General features: G+C 60.1%; 15 protein-coding genes. 3 read left to right on the top strand and 12 right to left on the bottom strand.

What is annotated here, in order from left to right:
* Positions 1 to 92 precede the first annotated feature (92 nt).
* The 11 genes from ACVWXD_RS08235 to ACVWXD_RS08185 all read right to left on the bottom strand — a co-directional run bounded on the left by ACVWXD_RS08235 (position 93) and on the right by ACVWXD_RS08185 (position 14403).
* Positions 93 to 1796, bottom strand: coding sequence for an AMP-binding protein (locus ACVWXD_RS08235; RefSeq protein WP_122680865.1), 1704 nt, complete (start codon positions 1794 to 1796; stop codon positions 93 to 95).
* A gap of 31 nt (positions 1797 to 1827) precedes the next feature.
* Positions 1828 to 3126, bottom strand: a complete 1299-nt coding sequence (locus tag ACVWXD_RS08230; protein WP_457370850.1) for an acetyl-CoA C-acetyltransferase — start codon at positions 3124 to 3126, stop codon at positions 1828 to 1830.
* A complete protein-coding gene (locus ACVWXD_RS08225; protein ID WP_457370849.1) occupies positions 3123 to 4013 on the bottom strand; it encodes a MaoC/PaaZ C-terminal domain-containing protein in 891 nt (296 codons plus the stop codon). The genes ACVWXD_RS08230 and ACVWXD_RS08225 overlap by 4 nt, the downstream gene beginning before the upstream one ends.
* 3 nt (positions 4014 to 4016) lie before the next feature.
* Positions 4017 to 5360 (bottom strand): 3-oxoacyl-ACP reductase, encoded by a 1344-nt coding sequence (locus ACVWXD_RS08220; protein WP_095184571.1) that lies wholly within the window; start codon positions 5358 to 5360, stop codon positions 4017 to 4019.
* A 149-nt stretch (positions 5361 to 5509) separates the two neighbouring features.
* Positions 5510 to 8035 (bottom strand): acyl-CoA dehydrogenase, encoded by a 2526-nt coding sequence (locus tag ACVWXD_RS08215; RefSeq protein WP_122756541.1) that lies wholly within the window; start codon positions 8033 to 8035, stop codon positions 5510 to 5512.
* 289 nt (positions 8036 to 8324) lie between these two features.
* Positions 8325 to 9740: an outer membrane protein transport protein gene (locus tag ACVWXD_RS08210; RefSeq protein ID WP_181643328.1), complete on the bottom strand. Its 1416-nt coding sequence runs from the start codon at positions 9738 to 9740 to the stop codon at positions 8325 to 8327.
* Between the two features lie 127 nt (positions 9741 to 9867).
* Positions 9868 to 10371: an alkane oxidation protein activator PraB gene (gene praB, locus ACVWXD_RS08205; protein WP_277419709.1), complete on the bottom strand. Its 504-nt coding sequence runs from the start codon at positions 10369 to 10371 to the stop codon at positions 9868 to 9870.
* Positions 10372 to 10593: 222 nt separating this feature from the next.
* Entirely contained in the window at positions 10594 to 11097 is a 504-nt protein-coding gene (praB, locus tag ACVWXD_RS08200; protein ID WP_081797686.1) for an alkane oxidation protein activator PraB, read from the bottom strand.
* A gap of 133 nt (positions 11098 to 11230) precedes the next feature.
* Entirely contained in the window at positions 11231 to 11725 is a 495-nt protein-coding gene (praA, locus tag ACVWXD_RS08195) for an alkane oxidation protein activator PraA (protein ID WP_032886505.1), read from the bottom strand.
* Between the two features lie 113 nt (positions 11726 to 11838).
* Complete coding sequence (locus ACVWXD_RS08190) at positions 11839 to 13119, bottom strand: alkane 1-monooxygenase (protein WP_095184567.1); 1281 nt, start codon at positions 13117 to 13119, stop codon at positions 11839 to 11841.
* 294 nt (positions 13120 to 13413) lie between these two features.
* Complete coding sequence (locus tag ACVWXD_RS08185) at positions 13414 to 14403, bottom strand: alpha/beta fold hydrolase (protein WP_179178868.1); 990 nt, start codon at positions 14401 to 14403, stop codon at positions 13414 to 13416.
* 276 nt (positions 14404 to 14679) lie between these two features.
* On the opposite strand from ACVWXD_RS08185, the gene ACVWXD_RS08180 reads away from it, so the two are divergent.
* Genes ACVWXD_RS08180 through ACVWXD_RS08170 form a run of 3 tightly spaced genes read left to right on the top strand, consistent with a single transcriptional unit; the run spans position 14680 to position 17954 of the window.
* Entirely contained in the window at positions 14680 to 16218 is a 1539-nt protein-coding gene (locus tag ACVWXD_RS08180) for a flavin-containing monooxygenase (RefSeq protein ID WP_095184565.1), read from the top strand.
* A complete protein-coding gene (locus ACVWXD_RS08175; protein ID WP_032886509.1) occupies positions 16215 to 17105 on the top strand; it encodes an SDR family NAD(P)-dependent oxidoreductase in 891 nt (296 codons plus the stop codon). Before ACVWXD_RS08180 ends, ACVWXD_RS08175 begins: the two co-directional genes overlap by 4 nt.
* A 15-nt stretch (positions 17106 to 17120) precedes the next feature.
* Positions 17121 to 17954: a metal-dependent hydrolase gene (locus ACVWXD_RS08170; protein WP_457370848.1), complete on the top strand. Its 834-nt coding sequence runs from the start codon at positions 17121 to 17123 to the stop codon at positions 17952 to 17954.
* On the opposite strand, the gene ACVWXD_RS08165 is transcribed toward ACVWXD_RS08170, so the two are convergent.
* The gene (locus ACVWXD_RS08165) at positions 17951 to 20026 is read right to left on the bottom strand and encodes a PTS sugar transporter subunit IIC/EAL domain-containing protein (protein ID WP_457370847.1); all 2076 of its coding nucleotides are present in this window, start codon (positions 20024 to 20026) and stop codon (positions 17951 to 17953) included. The genes ACVWXD_RS08170 and ACVWXD_RS08165 overlap by 4 nt on opposite strands.
* Positions 20027 to 20167 lie beyond the last annotated feature (141 nt).

Below are 20167 nucleotides of genomic sequence, written 5' to 3'. Positions count from 1 at the left end.
CGATGGCGGTGTGTCAGACGAAGATGTTCCAACTGGGCCACCGCCATCGGGAGCAAGCCCCCTCCCACATTTAGATCACCTACACATTTAAATCAGCGCAAGGCTCGGCGCAGCACTTTACCCACGGTGGTTTTAGGCAACTCGGTGGTGCGAAACTCCACATACCTGGGCACCTTGTAGCCCGTCAGGTATTCCCGGCAATGGGCGAGGATCTGTTCCTGGGTCAGGTTCGGGTCCTTGCGCACCACGATGATCTTCACTTTCTCGCCCGTGACGCCGTCCTCCACGCCAATCGCCGCTACTTCGCCTACGCCAGGGTGCATCGCCACCACGTCTTCGATTTCATTCGGATACACGTTGAAGCCCGAGACCAGGATCATGTCCTTCTTGCGGTCCACCAGCCGGATATAGCCGCGATCGTCCATCACACCAATATCGCCGGTGGACAACCAGCCCTGCGCATCCAGCACCTCGGCGGTTGCCTCGGGGCGTTTCCAGTAGCCCTGCATCACCTGCGGGCCACGCACTTGCAGTTCGCCCTGCTCGCCAATGTCGGCGAGTTCACCGTCCTCACGCATAAAGCGCACCCAGGTGGACGGCAACGGCACACCGATGCTGCCGGTGAATTCCATCTCGCGCATGCGCGCAATGTTGATCGGGCTGATGCTCACTACCGGCGAGCACTCGGTCAGGCCATAACCTTCGATGATCGGCAGCCCAGTGACTTCCTTCCAGCGCTTGGCCACCGCCGTATGGGTGGCCATGCCGCCGGCGATCACCATGCGCAGGTCGGAAAAGTCCCGCGCGCAGAACTCCTTGTTTTCCAGCAAGCCGTTAAACAGTGTGTTGACCCCGGCAATGCCGTTGAAGCGCTCCTTGCGCAGGATCATCTGCACCCGCTTCACGTCCCGAGGGTTCGCGATGAGGATGTTGCGCCCGCCCAGGCACATGAACATCAGGCAGTTCACCGTCAGGGAAAAGATGTGGTACAGCGGCAGCAACGTGACGTTGGTTTCCTGCTTGTGTTGGTCCAGTTGGTCGCCGACCCACGCCTTGGCCTGCAATAGGTTGGCGATGATATTACGGTGGCTGAGCATCACGCCTTTGGCGTCGCCAGTGGTGCCGCCGGTGTATTGCAGGAAGGCCAGGTCATCCAGGGCCATGCTCACCGGAAAGTGGTTGAGGGCCCGCCCCTGTTTCAACACCCGATTGAAACGTACCGCCCCCGGCAGCTTGAACGCGGGTACCTGCTTCTGCACGCTGCGCAGGATGAAGTTCATTGCCGCGCCCTTGAAGGTGCCGAGCAAGTCGCCGATGGCCGCGATTACCACGCGCTTGACGCTGCTGCCAGCCACAACCTTCTCCAGGGTGTGGGCGAAGTTTTCGAAGATCACCACCGTCTCGGCGCCGCTGTCCTTGAGCAAGTGTTTGAGTTCGTGGGCGGTGTACAGCGGGTTGACGTTGACCACCACCGCGCCAGCCAGGATGGTGCCGAGCAGGCAGATCGGGTACTGCAAGCAATTGGGCATCATCAGCGCCACACGGTCGCCCGGCTGTACGCCCTGGCCCTGGAGCCAGGCGGCAAACGCAATGCCTTGGACCTGCCAGTCGGCGTAGGTCATTTCAGTGCCGATGCTGACGTAAGCCACGCGCTCACGGAATTTTTCCAGGTGCTCCAGGAATACTTCCCGCAGCGATGGGTATTCCTCAATCGCGGCATCAATGTCTGCCGGGACGCCGGGCAGATAAGCATTCAACCACACGCGTTCGGTGTGTTCCTGGCTGATAGCGTTCATGGCAGTCTCCTTATTGTTATTTTGGGTAGCGCTACTTTTCGACAATGGCGGTAATGCCCAGCCCGCCCGCTGCACAGATCGAGATCAACCCGCGCCCGCCGCCGCGCTCGTGGATGGCCTTGGCCAACGCCGCCAATTGCCGGCCACCGGTGGCGGCAAACGGATGACCGCAGCCGAGGGAACCGCCGTTGACGTTCATTTTGGCGCGGTCGATGACGCCCAGCGGCGCGTCGAGGCCCAGGCGTTCGCGGCAATAGTCGGCGTCTTCCCAGGCCTTGAGGGTGCACAACACCTGAGCGGCAAAGGCTTCGTGGATTTCGAAAAAATCGAAGTCGGCAAAGCTCAGGCCTTCGCGCTTGAGCATGCGCGGCACGGCATAGGCCGGGGCCATCAGCAGACCTTCGGTGCCGTCGACAAAATTCACCGCGGCGGTTTCGCCGGTGCGTAGGTAAGCCAGCACCGGCCAGCCGTTGGCGGCCGCCCACTCTTCGCTGACCAGCAGCACCACCGAGGCGCCATCGGTCAGAGGCGTGGAGTTGCCCGCTGTGAGCGTGCCGTTCTGGCGGTCGTAGGCTGGGGATAGACCGGCGAGTTTTTCCAGGCTGGCGTCGGCCCGCAGATTGTTGTCACGGGTCAGGCCGCGGTGGGGGCTGATCAGGTCCTCGAAGAAACCGCGTTTGTACGCGGCATCCAGGCGTTGGTGACTAGTGAGGGTCAGCTCATCTTGGGCCAGGCGCTTGATCTGCCAGCGCTTGGCCATTTCTTCGCAGTGCTCGCCCATGGACAAACCGGTGCGCGGCTCGCCGTTGCGTGGCAGCAGCGGTTTGAAAAACATCGACGGCCGCGCCTTCAACAGAGCCTTGAGCTTGTCGCCCAAGCCCTTGGCGCGGTTGGCTGCGAGCAAGGTATGGCGCAAGGATTCGTTGATGCCGATGGGGGCGTCGGAGGTGGTATCGGCGCCACCGGCAATGCCTACTTCGATCTGGCCCAGGGCGATTTTATTCGCCACCAGCAATGCCGCTTCCAGGCCCGTGCCGCAGGCTTGTTGCAGATCGTAGGCCGGGGTCTCGGGGGACAAGGTGGTTGATAGCAGGGACTCACGTGCGAGGTTGAAATCCCGCGAATGCTTGATCACCGCGCCGGCGGCAAACTCGCCCAGGCGCTGGCCATGCAGGTTGTAACGGTCGACCAAGCCTTGCAGCGCCGCTACCAGCAAATCCTGGTTGCTGTCGTGGGCATACACCGTGTTGGAACGGGCAAAAGGGATACGGTTGCCGCCGATAATCGCCACGCGGCGGGTCGGGGCCGGATTGAAGCTGTAGTCACTCATGTATGGCTCTCATTCCAGACAAATAGCCCGCGCATATGGGGTTTGTCGCCGGCGAAATTGCGCACTTCGAATTCGCGACGCGGGCCGGTCACAGGGTGTTGCCACAGGGCAACTTGGCCGGGCAAAAAGATCGGCAACTTGAAGTCGCAATGGGCTTCGGCCTGATCCAATCCACCGGGCGGTTGCTGGGCGGCCAAGGCGCGGCCAAGCGTCCACATGCCGTGGGCGATGGCGCGGCGGAAACCGAAGAGTTTTGCGCCGATCACCGAGGTGTGGATTGGGTTGAAATCCCCCGAAACCTTGGCGAAGCGCCGGCCCAGGTCGGCGGGTAAAACCCAGCGCTGGGTGCGCAGCAGGCCGTGTTCCTGCAATGGCAACGCGTCGCCCCAGGGCTCGCCGATCGGGTCTTTTACGTCGCGGCGCAGGTAGAGGCTGTCGCTTTCCCACGCCAGGGTGCCGGCGCTGTAAGCGCGTGTGGCGATGCTCAGCGCCTGGCCCTTGGGGTGGGCGACCCAGCGCTCGGCATACACCTCCAGGCGCAAGGCCTGACCTTCGTGCAGGCGCTGGTGCTGACGAATGCGATTGGCCAAGTGCACCATGCCGCTGGCCGGGTACGGGAAGCTTGGCCGGGTCAACAGCATCAAGTGCAGCGGGAACGCCAGCACATGGGGATAGGACAGCGGCACACCCTGCTCGCGCCGGAACCTGCAGGCACGGCCATAGGCGGCGATGCCGGCGGCGGATAACCCCACCGCCGAGCGCACCAGCCGCTCCTTGGGCAGTACCGGCGCGCCGTCGAACTTGGGCTTACGCAGGGCGCGCACGCCATCCAGCAACAACTGGGTGCGCGAGGGCGGCGGGTCGATAATCTGGGTCACGTAGTCCATGGCTCAGGCTCCCAGCAGACTTTGGCCGCACACACGAACGACTTGGCCATTGACGCCACCCGACGCGGGATGCGCCAACCAGGCGATGGTCTCGGCCACATCGATGGGCTGCCCGCCCTGGCTCATAGAGTTCATGCGCCGCCCTGCTTCGCGAATCATCAGGGGAATCTTTGCTGTCATCTGGGTCTCGATAAACCCCGGCGCTACGGCATTCACCGTCACCTGCTGCGTGGCGGCGCGTGTCGCGAGGCCTTGCACCAGGCCGATCACGCCAGCCTTGGAGGTGGCGTAGTTGCTTTGGCCGAGGTTGCCGGCAATACCGGAAATCGATGACACACACACAATGCGCCCACCGGGATTAAGCCCCTGGTTTTCCATCAATGCGGTGCTCAGGTGCAACGGTGCTTCGAGGTTGACCGCCAGCACATCGCGCCAGGCCGCTTCGGGCATTTTTGCGATGGTCTTGTCGCGGGTGATGCCGGCGTTGTGCACCACCACATCGAACGCGCCGTATTGGCTGACGTGGGCCAGCAACGACGAGGCTGCGTCCGGCGCGGTGATGTCCAGGGGCAACGCTGAACCATCGACGCTGGCGGCGGCCTGTTCCAACGATTGCTGGGCCTGGGGCACGTCCACACACACCACGTGCGCCCCTTCACGCGCCAAGACTTGGGCGATGGCCAAACCGATGCCACGGGAAGCGCCAGTGACCAGCGCACGTCGGCCAGCGAAAGGCTTGTCCCAGTTGACACTAGGGTTGCCATCTACCGGTTTTTCCAATCGCACCACTTGCCCCGACACATAGGCCGAACGCCGCGACAGGAAGAAACGCAGGCTGCTGTCCAACCCGTCTTCGGCACCCGGCGCAACATAAAGCAACTGGACGGTGATCGCCCGACGCAGCTCCTTGGCCAGCGAACGCACCAGCCCTTCGAGGGCGCGTTGGGCGACGGCGTGGGGCAAGTCCGCGCAATGCTCCGGTGCAGTGCCGAGCACCACCACCCGTGCGTGTTGGCCCAGGCGCTTGGCGTTGGCGTGGAAGAATACGTACAGCTCATCCAACTGTTTAAGGTCGACCACCGCGCTGGCGTCATACACCGCGCCCTGCGCTTTGACCGTGGACGGCGCCTTGAGCGTTGCCGGGGTAGCCGCGACCGTGTCGGTGGCGCTGAAGACCTGGTGCACCTGGGAGGCCAGGCGCCCTGCCCCGGCGACAATCACCGGATTAGCCAGGCCCGGCTGACCGCTGCGATGGCGTTGCAACGGCACGGGCTGGGGCAAGCCCACTGCCTGGGCCAGGCGACGGCCCCAGGGGGAATTGACGAACGATAGGTAGCTGTCACTCATATCAGCATTCACTCACAACACATTCTGACCTTGTAAACCCGGTCCATGTGGGAGGGGCATGCCCCCGATAGCGGTGGTTCAGCCAATGAGTCGGTGACTGATGGATTGCTATCGGGTGCAAGCGCCCTCCCACATTGGCCGCGTTTGTCCTAGTTGACCGAGGCGTTTTCGCTTTGGCTGCTGCGCCGCTTGGTGGCCGGTTCCAACGCCTGCTTGCGCTGCTGCAAGGCCTCCAGCAAACCAAAGTCCTGCGGGAAGTCATCCACCTGGATACCGTGGTCGGCGTATTCCACATAGCGCGCGAGCAAGGCGTCTTCGTCGTCGCTGATCAAGTCCAGCGCCCTGGCCTTGACGCGCCAGGTGGTGAAAGCCGTGGCGGAAATAGGCATCGGTTCGAGCACGCCTTGCTTGATGGCAGGCTTGAGCCGGGCGTCGATCAGCTCCACTTGTGGCAGCAGACGGAAGCCCAACTCGCCATACGCCAACTTGTCGATTTCCGGACGTGGAATGTAGGAATTGGCCAACAACCGGTCACGGGTCTCGCCCGGTGTCTGCACCACATCGGCCACCTGGGCCAGTAGGCGATCCGACGGTTTGCGCAGCGGAATGCCGAACGGGAACGTCAGGCCGCGCACCACGGCGGCGGCGGCTTTGGACGGGTAGTTTTCCAGCACTTCGGCAAGGGCTTCATGAGCACGCACTAGCGCATCCTGAGCCGACCAGTGCACCAGCGGCAGGTCTGACTGAGGCCGGCCGTCATCCTCGAAACGCTTGAGCACGCAGGACAAAATGTACAGCTGCGACAGAATATCCCCCAGACGCCCGGTGATACTTTCCTTGCGCTTGAGGGCACCGCCCAGCACACCCATGGAAATGTCCGAGATCAGCGCCAGCACCACCGACAGACGATTGGCCTGGCGGTAGTAGGACGCCAGCGCGGGGTCGGTCTTGGCAGGTGCGGAAATCAGACGGCCGCCAGTCAGCGAATGCACCGCCGCACGTACGGTGTTGGCTAGCACGAAACTCACGTGGCCGAACATCGCGCTGTCAAAGTCTTCCAGCGCCTTACGCCGGTCCGGGTTGCGCGCCGCTTCCATCTCACGGAACACATAGGGATGGCAACGGATCAGGCCCTGGCCAAAGATGATGAGGCAGCGCGTCATGATATTCGCGCCTTCCACCGTGATGGCGATGGGGCTTTGCTGATACGCACGGGCCAGGAAGTTATTCGGGCCCATGCAAATGCCCTTGCCGGCGACGATGTCCATGCCGTCGTTGACGATGATTCGCGCACGCTCGGTGACGTGGTACTTCGCAATGGCGGAGATCACCGAAGGTTTCTCGCCGGCATCCAGGGACGCTACCGATACCTTGCGCACCGCATCGCAGGCATACAAATGCCCGGCCATGCGCGCCAGAGGTGCCTGCACCCCTTCGAACTTGCCGATGGGCAGGCCGAACTGCTTGCGCATCGCGGCATAAGCCGTAGTGCCACGCACCGCAACCTTGGCCAGGCCGACGTTGGCCGACGGCAACGAAATGGCACGGCCCGCTGCTAGGCACTCCATCAGCATGCGCCAGCCATTACCGACTTGCTCACGGCCGCCGATCACCCATTCCAACGGGATGAAGACGTCCTTGCCGGTGGTTGGGCCGTTCTGGAATACGGCGTTAAGTGGCCAATGGCGGCGACCGCTGTTTACGCCGGGGTGGGACGTGGGGATCAGTGCGCAGGTGATGCCGAGCGAACCTTTCGGGCCCAGCAAGCCGTCCGGGTCTTCAGCGCGAAACGCCAGGCCCAGCACGGTGGCGATGGGGCCGAGGGTGATATAGCGCTTGTCCCAGGTCACTTTGAAACCCAGCACTTCTTCGCCCTCGTGCATGCCCTTACAGACAATACCCAAGTCTGGAATGGCCCCGGCATCCGAGCCCGCATACGGGCTGGTCAGGGCAAAGCACGGGATGTCTTCACCCCGAGCCAGGCGCGGCAGGTAGTAATTACGTTGGGCGTCGGTGCCGTAGTGCAGCAACAGCTCGGCCGGGCCGAGGGAGTTGGGCACCATCACCGAAATCGCCGCCGCCGAGCAGCGCGTCGACAGCTTCATCACCACTTGCGAATGGGCATAGTGGGAGAAGCCTTTGCCGCCGTACTGCTTGGGAATGATCATGCCGAGGAAACCGGCATCCTTGGTGTACTGCCAGCCTTCGGGGGACATGTCCTGCCAGACCTGGGTGGTTTCCCAGTCGTTGGCGATGTCGCACAAGGTTTCCACTTCATTGTCGAGGAAGGCTTGCTCCTCGGCGCTGAGGCTGGCCGGCGCGGCTTGCAACAGGCGCTGCCAATCGGGTTTGCCGCTGAACAACTCGGCGTCCCACCACACGGTACCGGACTCGATAGCCGCACGCTCGGTGTCGGACATTGCCGGCATGATCGTGCGAAAGAGGCCGAGGGCCTTGCTGGTGAGCAAGGTGCGACGCAGGGGTTTGATCGTCATCAGCAACGCGGGCGCTATCACCAGCAGCGCCGCGACGCTGGCCCCAAAACCTGCCACCACGTTGAACACGTAACCCAGTGCCAACCAGATCAAGCCGGCCCCTAACCACAGGGTCGCGGCAGCTTGTCGATACGCCAGGGCAATCGCGGCTGCGAAACCCACCAATAACCAGATAACCATGGGGATACCTCTACTCGATTCAGGGCGTGGTTTACGTGCGCAAGGTCGAATTGACCTGCGGCGTAAAGCCACACTACAAACTTGGAAAGCTAATTTCAAATTTTGTTTTGAAATTTTTATTTAATGCTTAAGCGAAAAAAATAGCGACTGAACCTGTCAGCCGAATCAACGCGAATTGGACGAAATCGGAACGGGTCGCGTGGGCGACCCCTTCGTTGCATTACCGGTGAAAAACCTGCAGAAAGATGCGCTGACTGCGGGCTTCGCACCGGCACGGCGTAACACAGGATCAGAAGTTGTAAGTGACCCCCAGGCTCACGACATCGCCATAGGCTTCGGCCTTGCCGTCCAGGGTTGCCCCCCCGAGACGATCCTGGTTCTGGGTTTTCAACTTGGCTTTTTCCACGAACTGGTGGGAGTAGGAGCCGTCGATGCCCAGGCCCGGAATCGCTCTGATTTTGTAACCGAAGCCCAGCGAGGTGAAGATCCGGTCGCCATCCGGGATACGCGGGTCGCGGGTGGAGTTACGGGTAGGTGTCTGGTCCGTCGCAACACCGGCGCGCAACGTGAAATCATCGGTGAGCTTATAGTCGCCGCCGAGAGAGACCATCCAGGCGTCCTTGTAGTTGTAAGGGATGGCAACGATGGTCGACCCCTCAGACTTCAGGGTCAGGTTTTTGAATGACGACCATTGGGTCCACAAGACACTGGCACCGAGGGTAAAACGATCATTGAACTGGTGAACCCAATCAATCGCTGCGCTGGCAGGAACGTCCAATTGGGTGGAGGCTTTACCGTTCATTTGAAGGTTGAGACCTGGATACAAAATGCCCGGCAACCCAGCATCGATCAGGCCCTGGGAGCCTTCGTCAGCGTAGATGTTGTATTTGCCTTCAAGCTTGTTCTTGATCTTGGCGTGGTAGTTCAAACCCAGAGTGTCTTGTGGGGTTGGCTTCCAGGCCAGGCCGGCAAACCAGCCCACCGAGGTATTGTCGACTTTGACTCGCATGAGCGAGTAGCCAATGCCCGCCGGGAATGGGATCGAATTCGGAGCAAGTGCAGCGGCGGCATAGAGGTCAACGTTCTGGCTGACGAAGCCTTTGGTGTGCTGAACAATCGCGCCACCGCCGATGGAAAACTCATCGTTGACCTTGAACGAAAGCGACCCCGTCAACCCGACGGTTTCGATGCGCGTGTCAACCGCAAAATCCCGGCCCTTCCAGTCATTGTCCCAGGTGGTACGTGCGCCCATGGGCACCACTTGGCTGAGACCGAAAGCGAAACGGTCACCGATCGGCATGACCATGAATCCGGTCGGCACCCAGGCGGTAAAACCGCCCTGCCCTCCATCACCATCGCGGGGCACGGAATTGAACTCAAAGGTATCGGGGTTAACAGTCGTGGTGGAGGTCGGATTGCCTGCGTAGTCTTTGGCGGTACCTTTGTAGTGAATATTGATACGCGCGTAGTCAACGTTGAACTGCGAGATATTGTGATCAATGAACGCCATCGCCGCCGGGTTGTTGTAAGCCGATGACGGATCATCCTTAAACATCGAACCACCACCGAACGCGCGGCCCCAGCCTTCCGCCCCGAACGTCGGAGTAGAGAACCCACCGGCTTGCGCACTGCCGGCTATAACCATCAGGCCGCCGATAACGGCCAGGTTTATTAACGTGCGTGCGTGTGCTTTCTTATTATTCATGCCCGACTCCTTATAGTTGTTAAGCACCGATATCGGTTTTTCCGAACCCGGTTTACTTCAACAAGTGCCTCTTGCCAGGCACTTGCTCACTGCAATTCATGACCGTCCCATCCAGCACCCAGGCCATTTACGGAGAAACAGTAAACGCCGGACTGGGTGAAGCAGTGAGACCTGTGATCGTGCAAGCCCCCACGGTTTGAGGGCTTGTGATGCTCAGGGTGTTAGTAGAGTTTTTCCAGATAACACTGATGTTCACTGGAGAACTGCTACAGTCCGATGCAACCTTTAACTTCAACGCACCAAGCGTTCCGGGGAACACGTCGGGACCGCTACCTGTCAGCTTCAAACGCCACACAAAATTACTCGCGACAGGAATTGAGCATATGGGGTTTGAACCGCTGAACACGGCACTGGTAATCGCTGCAACTGATCCATCAGATGCAACCGAACCGGCCATCGCGAAGTTGCAAGTCACTGGTACATTAAGACTAAGGGGAGACTTTATAGTAATAGTGCCCGCTGTGGTAAATGCGCTACCGGCAGGGGCAATAGTGGCCGCACTGGCGGTCGATATGGCCCCACCGCAAAGAGCAAAGAGTGTTACACAACCGAACGTTTTCAAGCTTTTCATTGTTATTCCTCACAGGGTCTGGCGAGTCACTTCGCCTATGCGTAGCGCCACTGATCAGATGAAATGCTAAAGCCCAATAGACTGCGTGCGGCTGTTCTCTTAATACTCATGCGCCACTCCTTATTGTTGTATTCCACCCTTGCAAACTTTTTCAAACAAGTGCCTCTTACGAGGCACTTGCCAGTTTCAACGTGTGATCATCACGTCAAGTACTCAGGGTACTTATGGGCTAACGGTGAACGCTGGACTTGGAACAGCGGTAAGGGCGGTAATTGTGCAAGAGCCCACGGTTTGAGGCGTAGAAATACCCAGCGTGTTGGTGGAGTTCTTCCAGTTGACCGCGATGGTCACCGGCGTAGCGCTGCAGTCAGAGGCGATTTTGAATTTCACACCCGAAACAGTGCCGGTGAACGCGTCAGGCCCAGTACCAGCGACCGTCAGCGGCCATGGCAGGTTGCTCAACACCGGAACGCCGCACAGCGGGTTGGAACCGCTGACCGTGGCGCCGGTAATCGAAGCTCCAGCACCACCACTCGCCACGGTACCGGTGAAGATAATGTTGCAAGTGACCGGAATATTCAGGGACGCCGGCGACTTAACGGTGATAGAGCCCGAGGTGGTAAAAGCGGCACCAGCAGGTGCAATGGTCGCGGCGTTTGCCATCGAAACGGCACCAAAGCACAGAGCAAAAGAAGTTGCACAAACGAGGGTTTTCAAACTTTTCATTGTTTTTCCTCACATGTAATGGCGAGTCATTCGCCAGGGGGTAATGGCCATGAACGAGAGGTCACGGTGAAACTGCAGAACTTCCCTTTCCAGCCAAATCTCAATTCAATTACCGCTCTAAACGTGGACGGCGTTATTCAACTACTTTGAAGGTGGGCGGCATCTTGATCGACACCGTCTTGATCTTGCAGTCTTCGCCAATGGGTACATTGGCCGCTTCCAACTTTCCGGTGGCGTTGTCCCACGTGCCATCAGCGGTAGAAGGCCCGCACTTGCCGCCCAGTCCGAAGGCGTGCACATCCACGCTGATATTCGACATGGAACCGCTTTTGGTGTCTTTGGCCACCAGCACCCACGGCAAGTTGGTGGCTTCGACCCGGCTGCACTTGAGGCCGCCATCGAACTCAACTTTGTCGACATTCACGGATGAACCATCGGCAGCGACTTTGCCCGCGACCTTAATGGTGCAGTCGGCGCTGATCAGCGCCCCCTTGGAAAAACTGATGGGGCCTTGGGCGGTGAACGCACTGCCGGCCGGTTCGATACGGGCGGCCTGGGCCTGGTGATAAACGATCAGGCCCAGTGCAGCCAATAGAATATGGGTAGTGAACTTGGCAGGTGATTGCATGGTGTACGTCCTTCCCTTTAATTATTGTTGTTCGGGTCAAACCACTTACTCGGGGCGATAAAATCCTGCGCGGCATTTAAGGCCCCGAGTACACAACTGGGTATCACTTCATGTCAGAACGGCTTGGCGCTGTTGCTGTACTTCTCCAGATACTTCAAACGTTGTGAGGGCTGAAGATTGGTCAGGCTGATATCCCCGGCGTAATGATTAAGCACCCGATGGTCCATGCGCCGGCGCCATAAGTAAGGTACATAGGCCCAAACAATCATGCTCGCGTACCCATAGGGCAGTTGCGGCGATTCATCAAAGTGGCGCAGCGACTGATAACTGCGCGTGGGGTTGGCGTGGTGGTCGGAGTGCCGCTGCAACTGGAACAGAAAGATATTGGTGACAATCCGATTACTGTTCCAGGAGTGCCGAGGCGAGCAGCGTTCATAACGACCATTGGGTAACTTCTGGCGTTTCAGGCCGTAGTGTTCGACATAGTTCACGACTTCCAGCAACGAGAACCCGTAGATGCCCTGGATAATCAAGAAGGGAATCACCGCCGCCCCCAGCCAGGCAATCATCGCGCCCCACAGCACTACGCTGTACATCCAGGCACTGAGTACACCGTTCTTCCAGTGCCAGGCCGGCAGGCCGAGTTTGCGCAAGCGTTCACGCTCCAGGTTCCACGCTGAGTGCGCACTGAACCACACCGAGCGCGGCAGGAAGGCCCAGAAACTTTCGCCCAAGCGCGAGCTGGCGGGGTCTTCTGGCGTGGCGACACGCACATGGTGACCACGGTTGTGCTCGGTGTAGAAGTGCCCATAGAAGGTCGGTGCCAATGTGACCTTGGCCAGGAACACTTCCAAGGCGTTGGGTTTGTGCCCCAGTTCATGGGCAGTGTTGATGGCAATGCCGGTGGCGGCGCCGGTCGACATGGCCATCCCCAAGTAGGTGAACCAGCTCGGTGCGCCATGCAGTTGCGTGCGATCGGTGATGTAACTGGCGGCGTGGACCAGCCAGTTGGAAGGATCAAGGTGAGCGGTGGCGTGCAACAGACCACCTTGGATGATCCATTCGATGCCGCCGGCAGCCAGCCAGCCGGTAATGATCACTGACGAGATGACGAACAGCACGCCGGTGTAGACGATCCAGCGGTAGTAGCGTTGGGTTTCCAGATGGCTGACCGCCGACTCGGGCGGGTTGCTCACGTCTTCGCCGAGCAGGCCGTCAATCAGTGGGATCAGCCCGAAGATCACCAGCACGCCGACCCACCATAACTGCTGGACGCCGGTGAAAATGGCAAGGGAGCCGGACAACAGGGGTGTGGCCAGCGGCATGATGCCCAACCACCACAGGTGGCGCTTGCCATCGGTCCACACGCTTGGCGCTGCCAGAGTCTGGTTCATGGCAGCCTCCTTGGCAGGGAGGTGGAAAACAGGTTCAGGGAGCGAAGAAGGCTCCGGGAAATCAACCATGCGATAAAAGACGTTTTTTTCATTTTTATTCGCTCTTAGGCATTTCAAAAATCATTTCAAAACAAACATTGAAATATTTTTTTAAATAAATAACGCGGAATCGTTAGGTCGTCAACTACTTTTTCGAAGCCTTTTTTACGTGACCGAGCAGTCTCTTTTTCAGCCGTTTGGTCAGGTCTCTAGGGCAAGCATTTGCGCCGTTCGAACCCGCAATGAGGACCACGATTATTTGTTCGCCAGGGCAAAGGGCGGATGCAGGACTGTGGCCGTTTGCGCCGGACGCGCGCGCTTGGCCACCTGCAACACCGCCTCAACCACTCGCGCCGTGGCGGTGATCGGCAGCATATGGCCGCGCCCTTCCACCACTTGCAGCTTGAGGCCTGGCACTTTGTCGGCGAGGGCCTGGCCGTGTTTGCGAAAGTCCAGCACCTTGTCTCGCGCGCCATAGATCAGGCCGATGGGCAGCGTCAGTTGCGAGTAGCGCTTGACCATGTCCGGCAGGAAGTCGTTGACCTGTGCGATCTCGCTGGAGGCTGCATAAAAGTTGTCGGGGCGCATGCCCAGCAGCCCGCCGCCCTGGGTGGCGAAATCTTCGGGAGCGGTGTCCGGGGCGAATACGCCCTTGACCACCGAACGCCGGGTCAACAGGCCAATGGGCACGGTGAGGGTATGGGCGACCCAGCGTCGCAACCAGGCCGGTCGCACCGCCAGCGACCAGAACACCAACGGCAAGGTGGGTTGGGGATGGGTCAGCGGCGCCACCAGCACCAGGCCGGATACGGCCTCGGGGTGGTCGAGGGCCAGGGCCAGGGATATCGCTCCGCCCAGGGAATGCCCCAACACCAGGGGCTTTTCCAGGCCCAGTGCTCGCATAAACGCTGCGACCTGCCGCGCCTGGGCCGGCAGGTCCGCTGGCGTGCCTTTATGACGCGTGGAATAACCCGACCCGGGACGGTCGAGGGTGATCACCCGAAAATGCTCACGCAACTGGCCGGACAAGGCATAGGTCAGGTTGCGACTGCTGCCCATCAGCCCGTGAATCATCACCAGGGGTGGGCCTTTGCCCTCTTCTACATAATGAAAGCGCTCGCCATCGACCTCCACCAAGCGCCCATTGATGGGGACAGCGGCTTCAATGCGCCGTGTCATCCAGGCGCTGAAGCCCCACAACACCGCACTTGCGCCCGCCGCAGCGGCAACCCACTCCACAGCCATAGCTCGGTCCTCTGCTTCCCTGCTGCTGGCGACCCGACCGGAATTGGTCAAGGCCTCAGCCATCGCCCGCCCCCTGGACTTTGACCTCATGCAGACCGTGCTCGTCCGTCGGACAAGTGGTGCATACCAAACATGGTCCTAGCGTAGGCGATATTTTCAGGTAGATTATTTAAAATCTTTTTTAAAATAATTAATTCAATTTTTCTTTGCAATGGTGTTTTATCTAAAAGACAAAACAAAAACAGGAGCACATCCGATGCCCATCAAGGACAGCCTATGAATGCCCACAGTGAATCCATCGACATCGCCATCATCGGTTCAGGCTTCGCCGGCCTGTGCATGGCCATCAAACTCAAAGAGGCCGGGTTCACCGACTTCTTTATCGCCGAACAGGCCGAGACCCTCGGCGGTACTTGGCGGGACAACCACTACCCAGGCTGCGCCTGCGATGTGCAGTCCCATGTGTATTCGTTTTCCTTTGCGCCCAACCCGAACTGGACGCGGCAGTTCGCGCGCCAAGCGGAAATACGCGCCTACTTGGAGCAATGCGCTGTGCGCTTCGGCCTGGCGCCTTACCTGCGTTTCAACAAGGGCCTTGAACGCGCAGTATTCGATGAGCAGCAGCAACGCTGGCAATTGAGCTTCAGCGATGGCCGGCACGTGAGCGCACGGGTGCTGGTATCGGGTATGGGCGGCCTGTCGCGCCCGGCGCTGCCGGAGATTCCAGGCCTGGAGAACTTCAAGGGCAAGCGCTTCCACTCCCAGCAGTGGGACCATGACTATTCCTTGAAAGGCAAACGCGTGGCGGTGATCGGCACCGGCGCCAGTGCCATCCAGTTCGTGCCGCAGATTGCGCCGCAGGTGGCCCACCTGGACCTGTTCCAGCGCACGCCACCGTGGATCATGCCCAAGCCTGACCGGGCAATTTCGCCCCTCGAACGCTGGCTGTTCAAGCACCTGCCTTTCACCCAGCGCCTGGTGCGCGGCGCCTTTTACTGGGCGCTGGAAGGTCGCGTAGTCGGCTTTGCCCTGCACCCGAGGCTGATGAAGATGGTGCAGAAAATCGCCCAACGCCATCTGCACAAGCAAGTGGCCCGCCCGTCCCTGCGAAAGACCCTGACGCCGGACTACACCATCGGCTGCAAGCGCGTGCTGATCTCCAATGACTACTACCCGGCGCTGTCGCGCAGCAATGTCGAGGTGGTCACCGACCGCGTGCTGCGCATCGAAGCCGACGGCGTGATCACCGCCGATGGCATCAAGCACCCGGCCGATTGCCTGATCTTCGGCACCGGCTTCCAAGCTACCGACCCCGTGCCCCGCGACTGCATCATCGGGCGCGACGGTGTGGACCTGATGGACGCCTGGCACGACGGCGCCCATGCCTACAAGGGCACGACGGTACCGGGTTATCCCAACCTGTTTTTGATCGTCGGGCCCAATACCGGTCTGGGGCATAACTCGATGATCCTGATGATCGAGGCGCAGGTGACCTACATCCTCGACGCACTCAAGCAGATGCAGCGCCAGCGCATCGCCACAGTGGACGTCAAGCCAGCGGTGGAACAAGCGTACAACCGCCAACTGCAGGACCAACTCAAGCGCACCATCTGGAACACCGGCGGTTGCCAGAGCTGGTACCTAGACCCGCGCACCGGCAAAAACACCACCCTGTGGCCCGGCTCCACGTGGCGCTTCAAGCAGGTCACGCGACAGTTTGCGCTCAAGGACTATGAAGTCGATCGGTTACCGCTCAATACGCCCGCCCGTCCCGCGGCGGCCGCCCATTCCACCGCAGAAGGCAGCCTGTCATGAAGTCATTCAACGGTCGCGTGGCGGCCATCACTGGCGCGGCATCCGGCATGGGTCGCGCGTTGGCTCTGGCACTCGCGCGGGAAGGTTGCCATCTGGCGCTGGCGGACAAAAACGCCTCAGGCCTGGAGCAAACCCTGACGCTGATCAAGACCTCCACCCTGTCACCCGTGATGATCACCACCCAGGTGCTGGACGTGTCCGATCGCCAGGCCATGGAAGAATGGGCCGCGCGCTGCATGGCTGAGCACGGCCAGGTCAACCTAGTGTTCAACAATGCCGGGGTGGCCCTCTCCAGCACCGTGGAGGGCGTGGACTATGCCGACCTGGAATGGATTGTCGGCATCAACTTCTGGGGAGTAGTCCACGGCACCAAGGCGTTCCTGCCCTATCTCAAAGCCAGCGGCGAAGGTCATGTAATCAACACCTCCAGCGTGTTTGGCCTGTTTGCCCAACCGGGAATGAGCGGCTACAACGCCACTAAATTCGCCGTGCGCGGCTTCACCGAAGCACTGCGCCAGGAACTGGATCTGCAACGCTGCGGCGTGTCGGCCACCTGCGTTCACCCCGGTGGCATTCGGACCGACATTTGCCGCAGCAGCCGCATCGACGCGAACATGACCGGCTTCCTGATCCACAGCGAACAGCAAGCCCGCGCCGATTTCGAAAAACTCTTCATCACCGATGCCGACCAGGCCGCCAAAGTGATCCTCCAAGGCATCCGCAAAAACAAACGCCGCGTGCTGATCGGCCGCGATGCGTATTTCCTCGACCTGCTCGCCCGTTGCTTGCCCGCGGCCTATCAAGCGTTGGTGGTGTTCGCCAGCAAACGCATGGCGCCCAAGCAACGCAGGCCAGTATTTGAAACCAATGACGAACCCCGTCTCTGAACAGGAGCACGCACTATGCTGCCTATCCGCCGCGACGTCCGTTTTGTCCTGCCCGCCGAGCGCATCACCAACTGGCACGAACAGGGCCCGTTCATCACGCATTTTTTCAATGCCCTGTCCCTGCTGTTTCCCCAGGGCGAGCTGTTTTTCATGGACAGCGTGCGCCACTACCGCCAGCGCGTGGAGGACCCTGCGCTGAAAAAAGAGATCCAGGGCTTTATCGGTCAGGAGGCGATGCACAGCCGTGAACACGTGGCCTACAACGAACTGATGCAAGCGGCAGGGCTGCCGGCACACACCCTGGACCGTCGTCTCAAGTTCGTCCTGGACCTGCAGAAAAAACACTTTCCACCCGCCTTCAACCTGGCAATCACCATTGCCCTTGAGCACTACACAGCGATGCTTGCGGAAATCCTGCTCAGCGATCCGTCCCGCTTTGGCGACTCACTCAAGGGCTACCAGCAGATGTGGTACTGGCACGCTCTGGAGGAAACCGAACACAAGGCTGTGGCCTTCGACGTGTGGAATACGGTGATCAAGCCCGGCCCCAAGCGCTATCTGCTGCGCACCGGCGCCATGCTCACCACCACGGTGTTCTTCTGGCTGGTCGTACTGGATTTCCACGTACGCCTCTTGCTCGCAGACCGTAAGGCCGGCGGTCACCTCAAAGGCTTCTGGCGCATGCTGAAGTTTCTGTATGGGCCCAAGGGAGTTTTCCCACGGATGCTGCGGCCTTGGCTGCACTACTTCAAACCCGGCTTTCATCCTTGGGACCACGATAACCGCGCGCGCCTGGAGGGCATCGACAGCCTGATCGAAGACATCGAACAGACTCAGCGCGGCTACTAGGCTTGCGCCAAGGCTTCACGCTCGCGCACAAAGCCTTCCAACTGATCGCCCGGCAGTGCCTTGCTGAAATACCAGCCCTGGATAATCAACTCAGGGCCGGTGTTCAGGAAGGCCAACTGCTCGGCGGTCTCCACACCCTCCACCACCACGCCCAGGTTCAGCGCTTCGCAGAAACGCAGCATGCCGGTCAGCACTTGGGCGCCTTTGGGATCGTGTTGGGCCACCACGAAACTGCGATCGATCTTGATGAAGTCCACCGGGAATTGGTGCAGATAGCTCAGGGCCGAAAACCCGGTGCCGAAGTCATCGATATAGACCTTGGCGCCGATGTCCTGCAATTTGCGGATGGTCTGGCGCGTGGCCGGGATGTCGCTGATCAGCGCGTCTTCGGTGATTTCCACCGACACCTGCCCATGGGCCTGAGCGAGGATTTCCACGAGGCGTTCGCCATAGGCCGCGTCGGTCAGGGTCGCGCTGGAAATGTTGATGGTCATGGGCAGCGCAAAACCGAGCTTTTGCCACTTCTGATACTGACGAATCGCCTGGGACGCCACCCACACATCCACGTCCGGCATCAGCCGCGCCTGCGCCAACCATTGCAGGAATTCCCACGGCGAGTGCACGGTGCCCTGGGCATCGCGGGCGCGCATCAGCGCTTCGCAGCCAGTACACAGGCCGGTGCGTGTCGAGACCTGCGGCTGGAATTCAAGGTAGAACTCGTAGTCGCTGATCTGTTGGATGTGGCTCAGTTCATTGGCTTGGCGCGCGAAGGTCCTGTGGGACGCCAGCACCGGGTCCAGCTCGCGCAGCCGGCCTTTCTCTTCGAGGCCTCGGAAGGTCATGTCGAGGGATTTCAGGTACACCGTTCCACCTTCAGCGGCCTGGCGATGGATTGCACGTACATACGGCGCGTACACCAGGGTGCCCAGGGCCAATAGCGTTACTTGCAGCGCGACTGCCGCCAGATCGCCGTGGGTGCTCAGGTAGGCATTGAGCAATACCGGGGAAGTGAACGGCACGCTGGCCACCGCCGGAGATACCCACCCCAACTCCACCACGGTCAACGCCACCATTGCGTTCAGGGCAGGGACTACCAGAAACGGAATGAACAGGCGTGGGTTGAGGATGATCGGCAGGCCGAACAGCAGGACTTCACTGACGTTGAACAGCGAGAGCGGCAAGCTCGCCACGGCCAGCAGGCGCATCGACTGACTCTTGGAAAACAGCAGGATTGCCACCAGCAAGCACAATGCACCGCCCGAGCCGCCGATAAAGGCAAAACTGCCCAATAGGCCGCTGTTGAGTACATATTTAATCGGCTCACCTGCTGCCAGCGCGGCGCCGTTGAGCACCACCGCCTGATCCAGTACGTCGAACAGCGGTTGCATGGCGTACACGCCGTGGATCCCGAAAAACCACAACAGCGAGTTCATCAACGTGACAAACAAACCGCTGCCATAGGGCGACTCCAGGGCTTCAATCACCTGGGGCCCCTGCAACTGCGCCACATAAGGAATCTGCAGCAACAAAGACAGCGCCACCACCAGCGCCAGAGCGGTGATGGCACCGGGCACCACCATATTGATCGTACCCCGCAGGTTGTGCCCTACCAGGTCTTCATTGACCAGGCGGCTCCAGCGGTAGCGGTACAGCCAGGCCATGGCCGGCACATTCAGCAGCGGTGAGGCAATGGCGATAAACAGGACGAACGTGGCAGACGCGCGGGGGTATTCGCGCAGGATAAAGGTCGCGACCACTACATGGGCCAGGCACAGAAACGCCACCGGTAGCTGCGGCAGGCGGTACTGGATCGCCAGCATGTAACCGATGGAAGCCGCCACCAGCAGCGGAATCACTGAACTGATCTGGTTGTGCAACCCTGCGAGGAGCGCTACCACCTGCGGATCGAACCCCAGTACCCGCGCACATTCGGACAGGATCAGAAAACCCGCTGACACCAGCAGGCACGGCAGGATCCACAGCAGCCCTTCGCGGATCGCACGCAACGACTCGGTACTGGCCAAGGCAGCCAGACGCTGGGTGAAGAACAGTTTGAACAGCGTTTGCGCCATGACCCACCCTCTGCCCATCGCCCTCTGCCCATGGAAGGCAGTGCCCAAAATACCGGGGCTAACGCTACACGTCCTGACACCGGGAGCGAAAGCCTTTTGCCATGTTCAGGGCGGAAATTTCAGCAATGAATAGCAGGCAAC

The sequence above is a fragment of the Pseudomonas sp. TE3911 genome (assembly GCF_054062775.1).
The sequence above is the reverse complement of the archived record's forward strand: the minus strand, read 5'-3'. Positions and strand labels throughout refer to the sequence as shown.

Bases quoted from the DNA above. Each gene is read 5' to 3' on its own strand.
- ACVWXD_RS08190 (WP_095184567.1), bottom strand. From the start codon at position 13,119: ATGAACCAGACTCTGGCAGCGCCAAGCGTGTGGACCGATGGCAAGCGC.
- ACVWXD_RS08185 (WP_179178868.1), bottom strand. From the start codon at position 14,403: ATGGCTGTGGAGTGGGTTGCCGCTGCGGCGGGCGCAAGTGCGGTGTTG.
- praB (WP_277419709.1), bottom strand. From the start codon at position 10,371: ATGAAAAGCTTGAAAACGTTCGGTTGTGTAACACTCTTTGCTCTTTGC.
- praB (WP_081797686.1), bottom strand. From the start codon at position 11,097: ATGAAAAGTTTGAAAACCCTCGTTTGTGCAACTTCTTTTGCTCTGTGC.
- ACVWXD_RS08180 (WP_095184565.1), top strand. From the start codon at position 14,680: ATGAATGCCCACAGTGAATCCATCGACATCGCCATCATCGGTTCAGGC.
- ACVWXD_RS08220 (WP_095184571.1), bottom strand. From the start codon at position 5,360: ATGAGTGACAGCTACCTATCGTTCGTCAATTCCCCCTGGGGCCGTCGC.
- ACVWXD_RS08215 (WP_122756541.1), bottom strand. From the start codon at position 8,035: ATGGTTATCTGGTTATTGGTGGGTTTCGCAGCCGCGATTGCCCTGGCG.
- ACVWXD_RS08230 (WP_457370850.1), bottom strand. From the start codon at position 3,126: ATGAGTGACTACAGCTTCAATCCGGCCCCGACCCGCCGCGTGGCGATT.
- ACVWXD_RS08235 (WP_122680865.1), bottom strand. From the start codon at position 1,796: ATGAACGCTATCAGCCAGGAACACACCGAACGCGTGTGGTTGAATGCT.
- ACVWXD_RS08170 (WP_457370848.1), top strand. From the start codon at position 17,121: ATGCTGCCTATCCGCCGCGACGTCCGTTTTGTCCTGCCCGCCGAGCGC.
- ACVWXD_RS08210 (WP_181643328.1), bottom strand. From the start codon at position 9,740: ATGAATAATAAGAAAGCACACGCACGCACGTTAATAAACCTGGCCGTT.
- ACVWXD_RS08175 (WP_032886509.1), top strand. From the start codon at position 16,215: ATGAAGTCATTCAACGGTCGCGTGGCGGCCATCACTGGCGCGGCATCC.
- ACVWXD_RS08165 (WP_457370847.1), bottom strand. From the start codon at position 20,026: ATGGCGCAAACGCTGTTCAAACTGTTCTTCACCCAGCGTCTGGCTGCC.
- praA (WP_032886505.1), bottom strand. From the start codon at position 11,725: ATGCAATCACCTGCCAAGTTCACTACCCATATTCTATTGGCTGCACTG.
- ACVWXD_RS08225 (WP_457370849.1), bottom strand. From the start codon at position 4,013: ATGGACTACGTGACCCAGATTATCGACCCGCCGCCCTCGCGCACCCAG.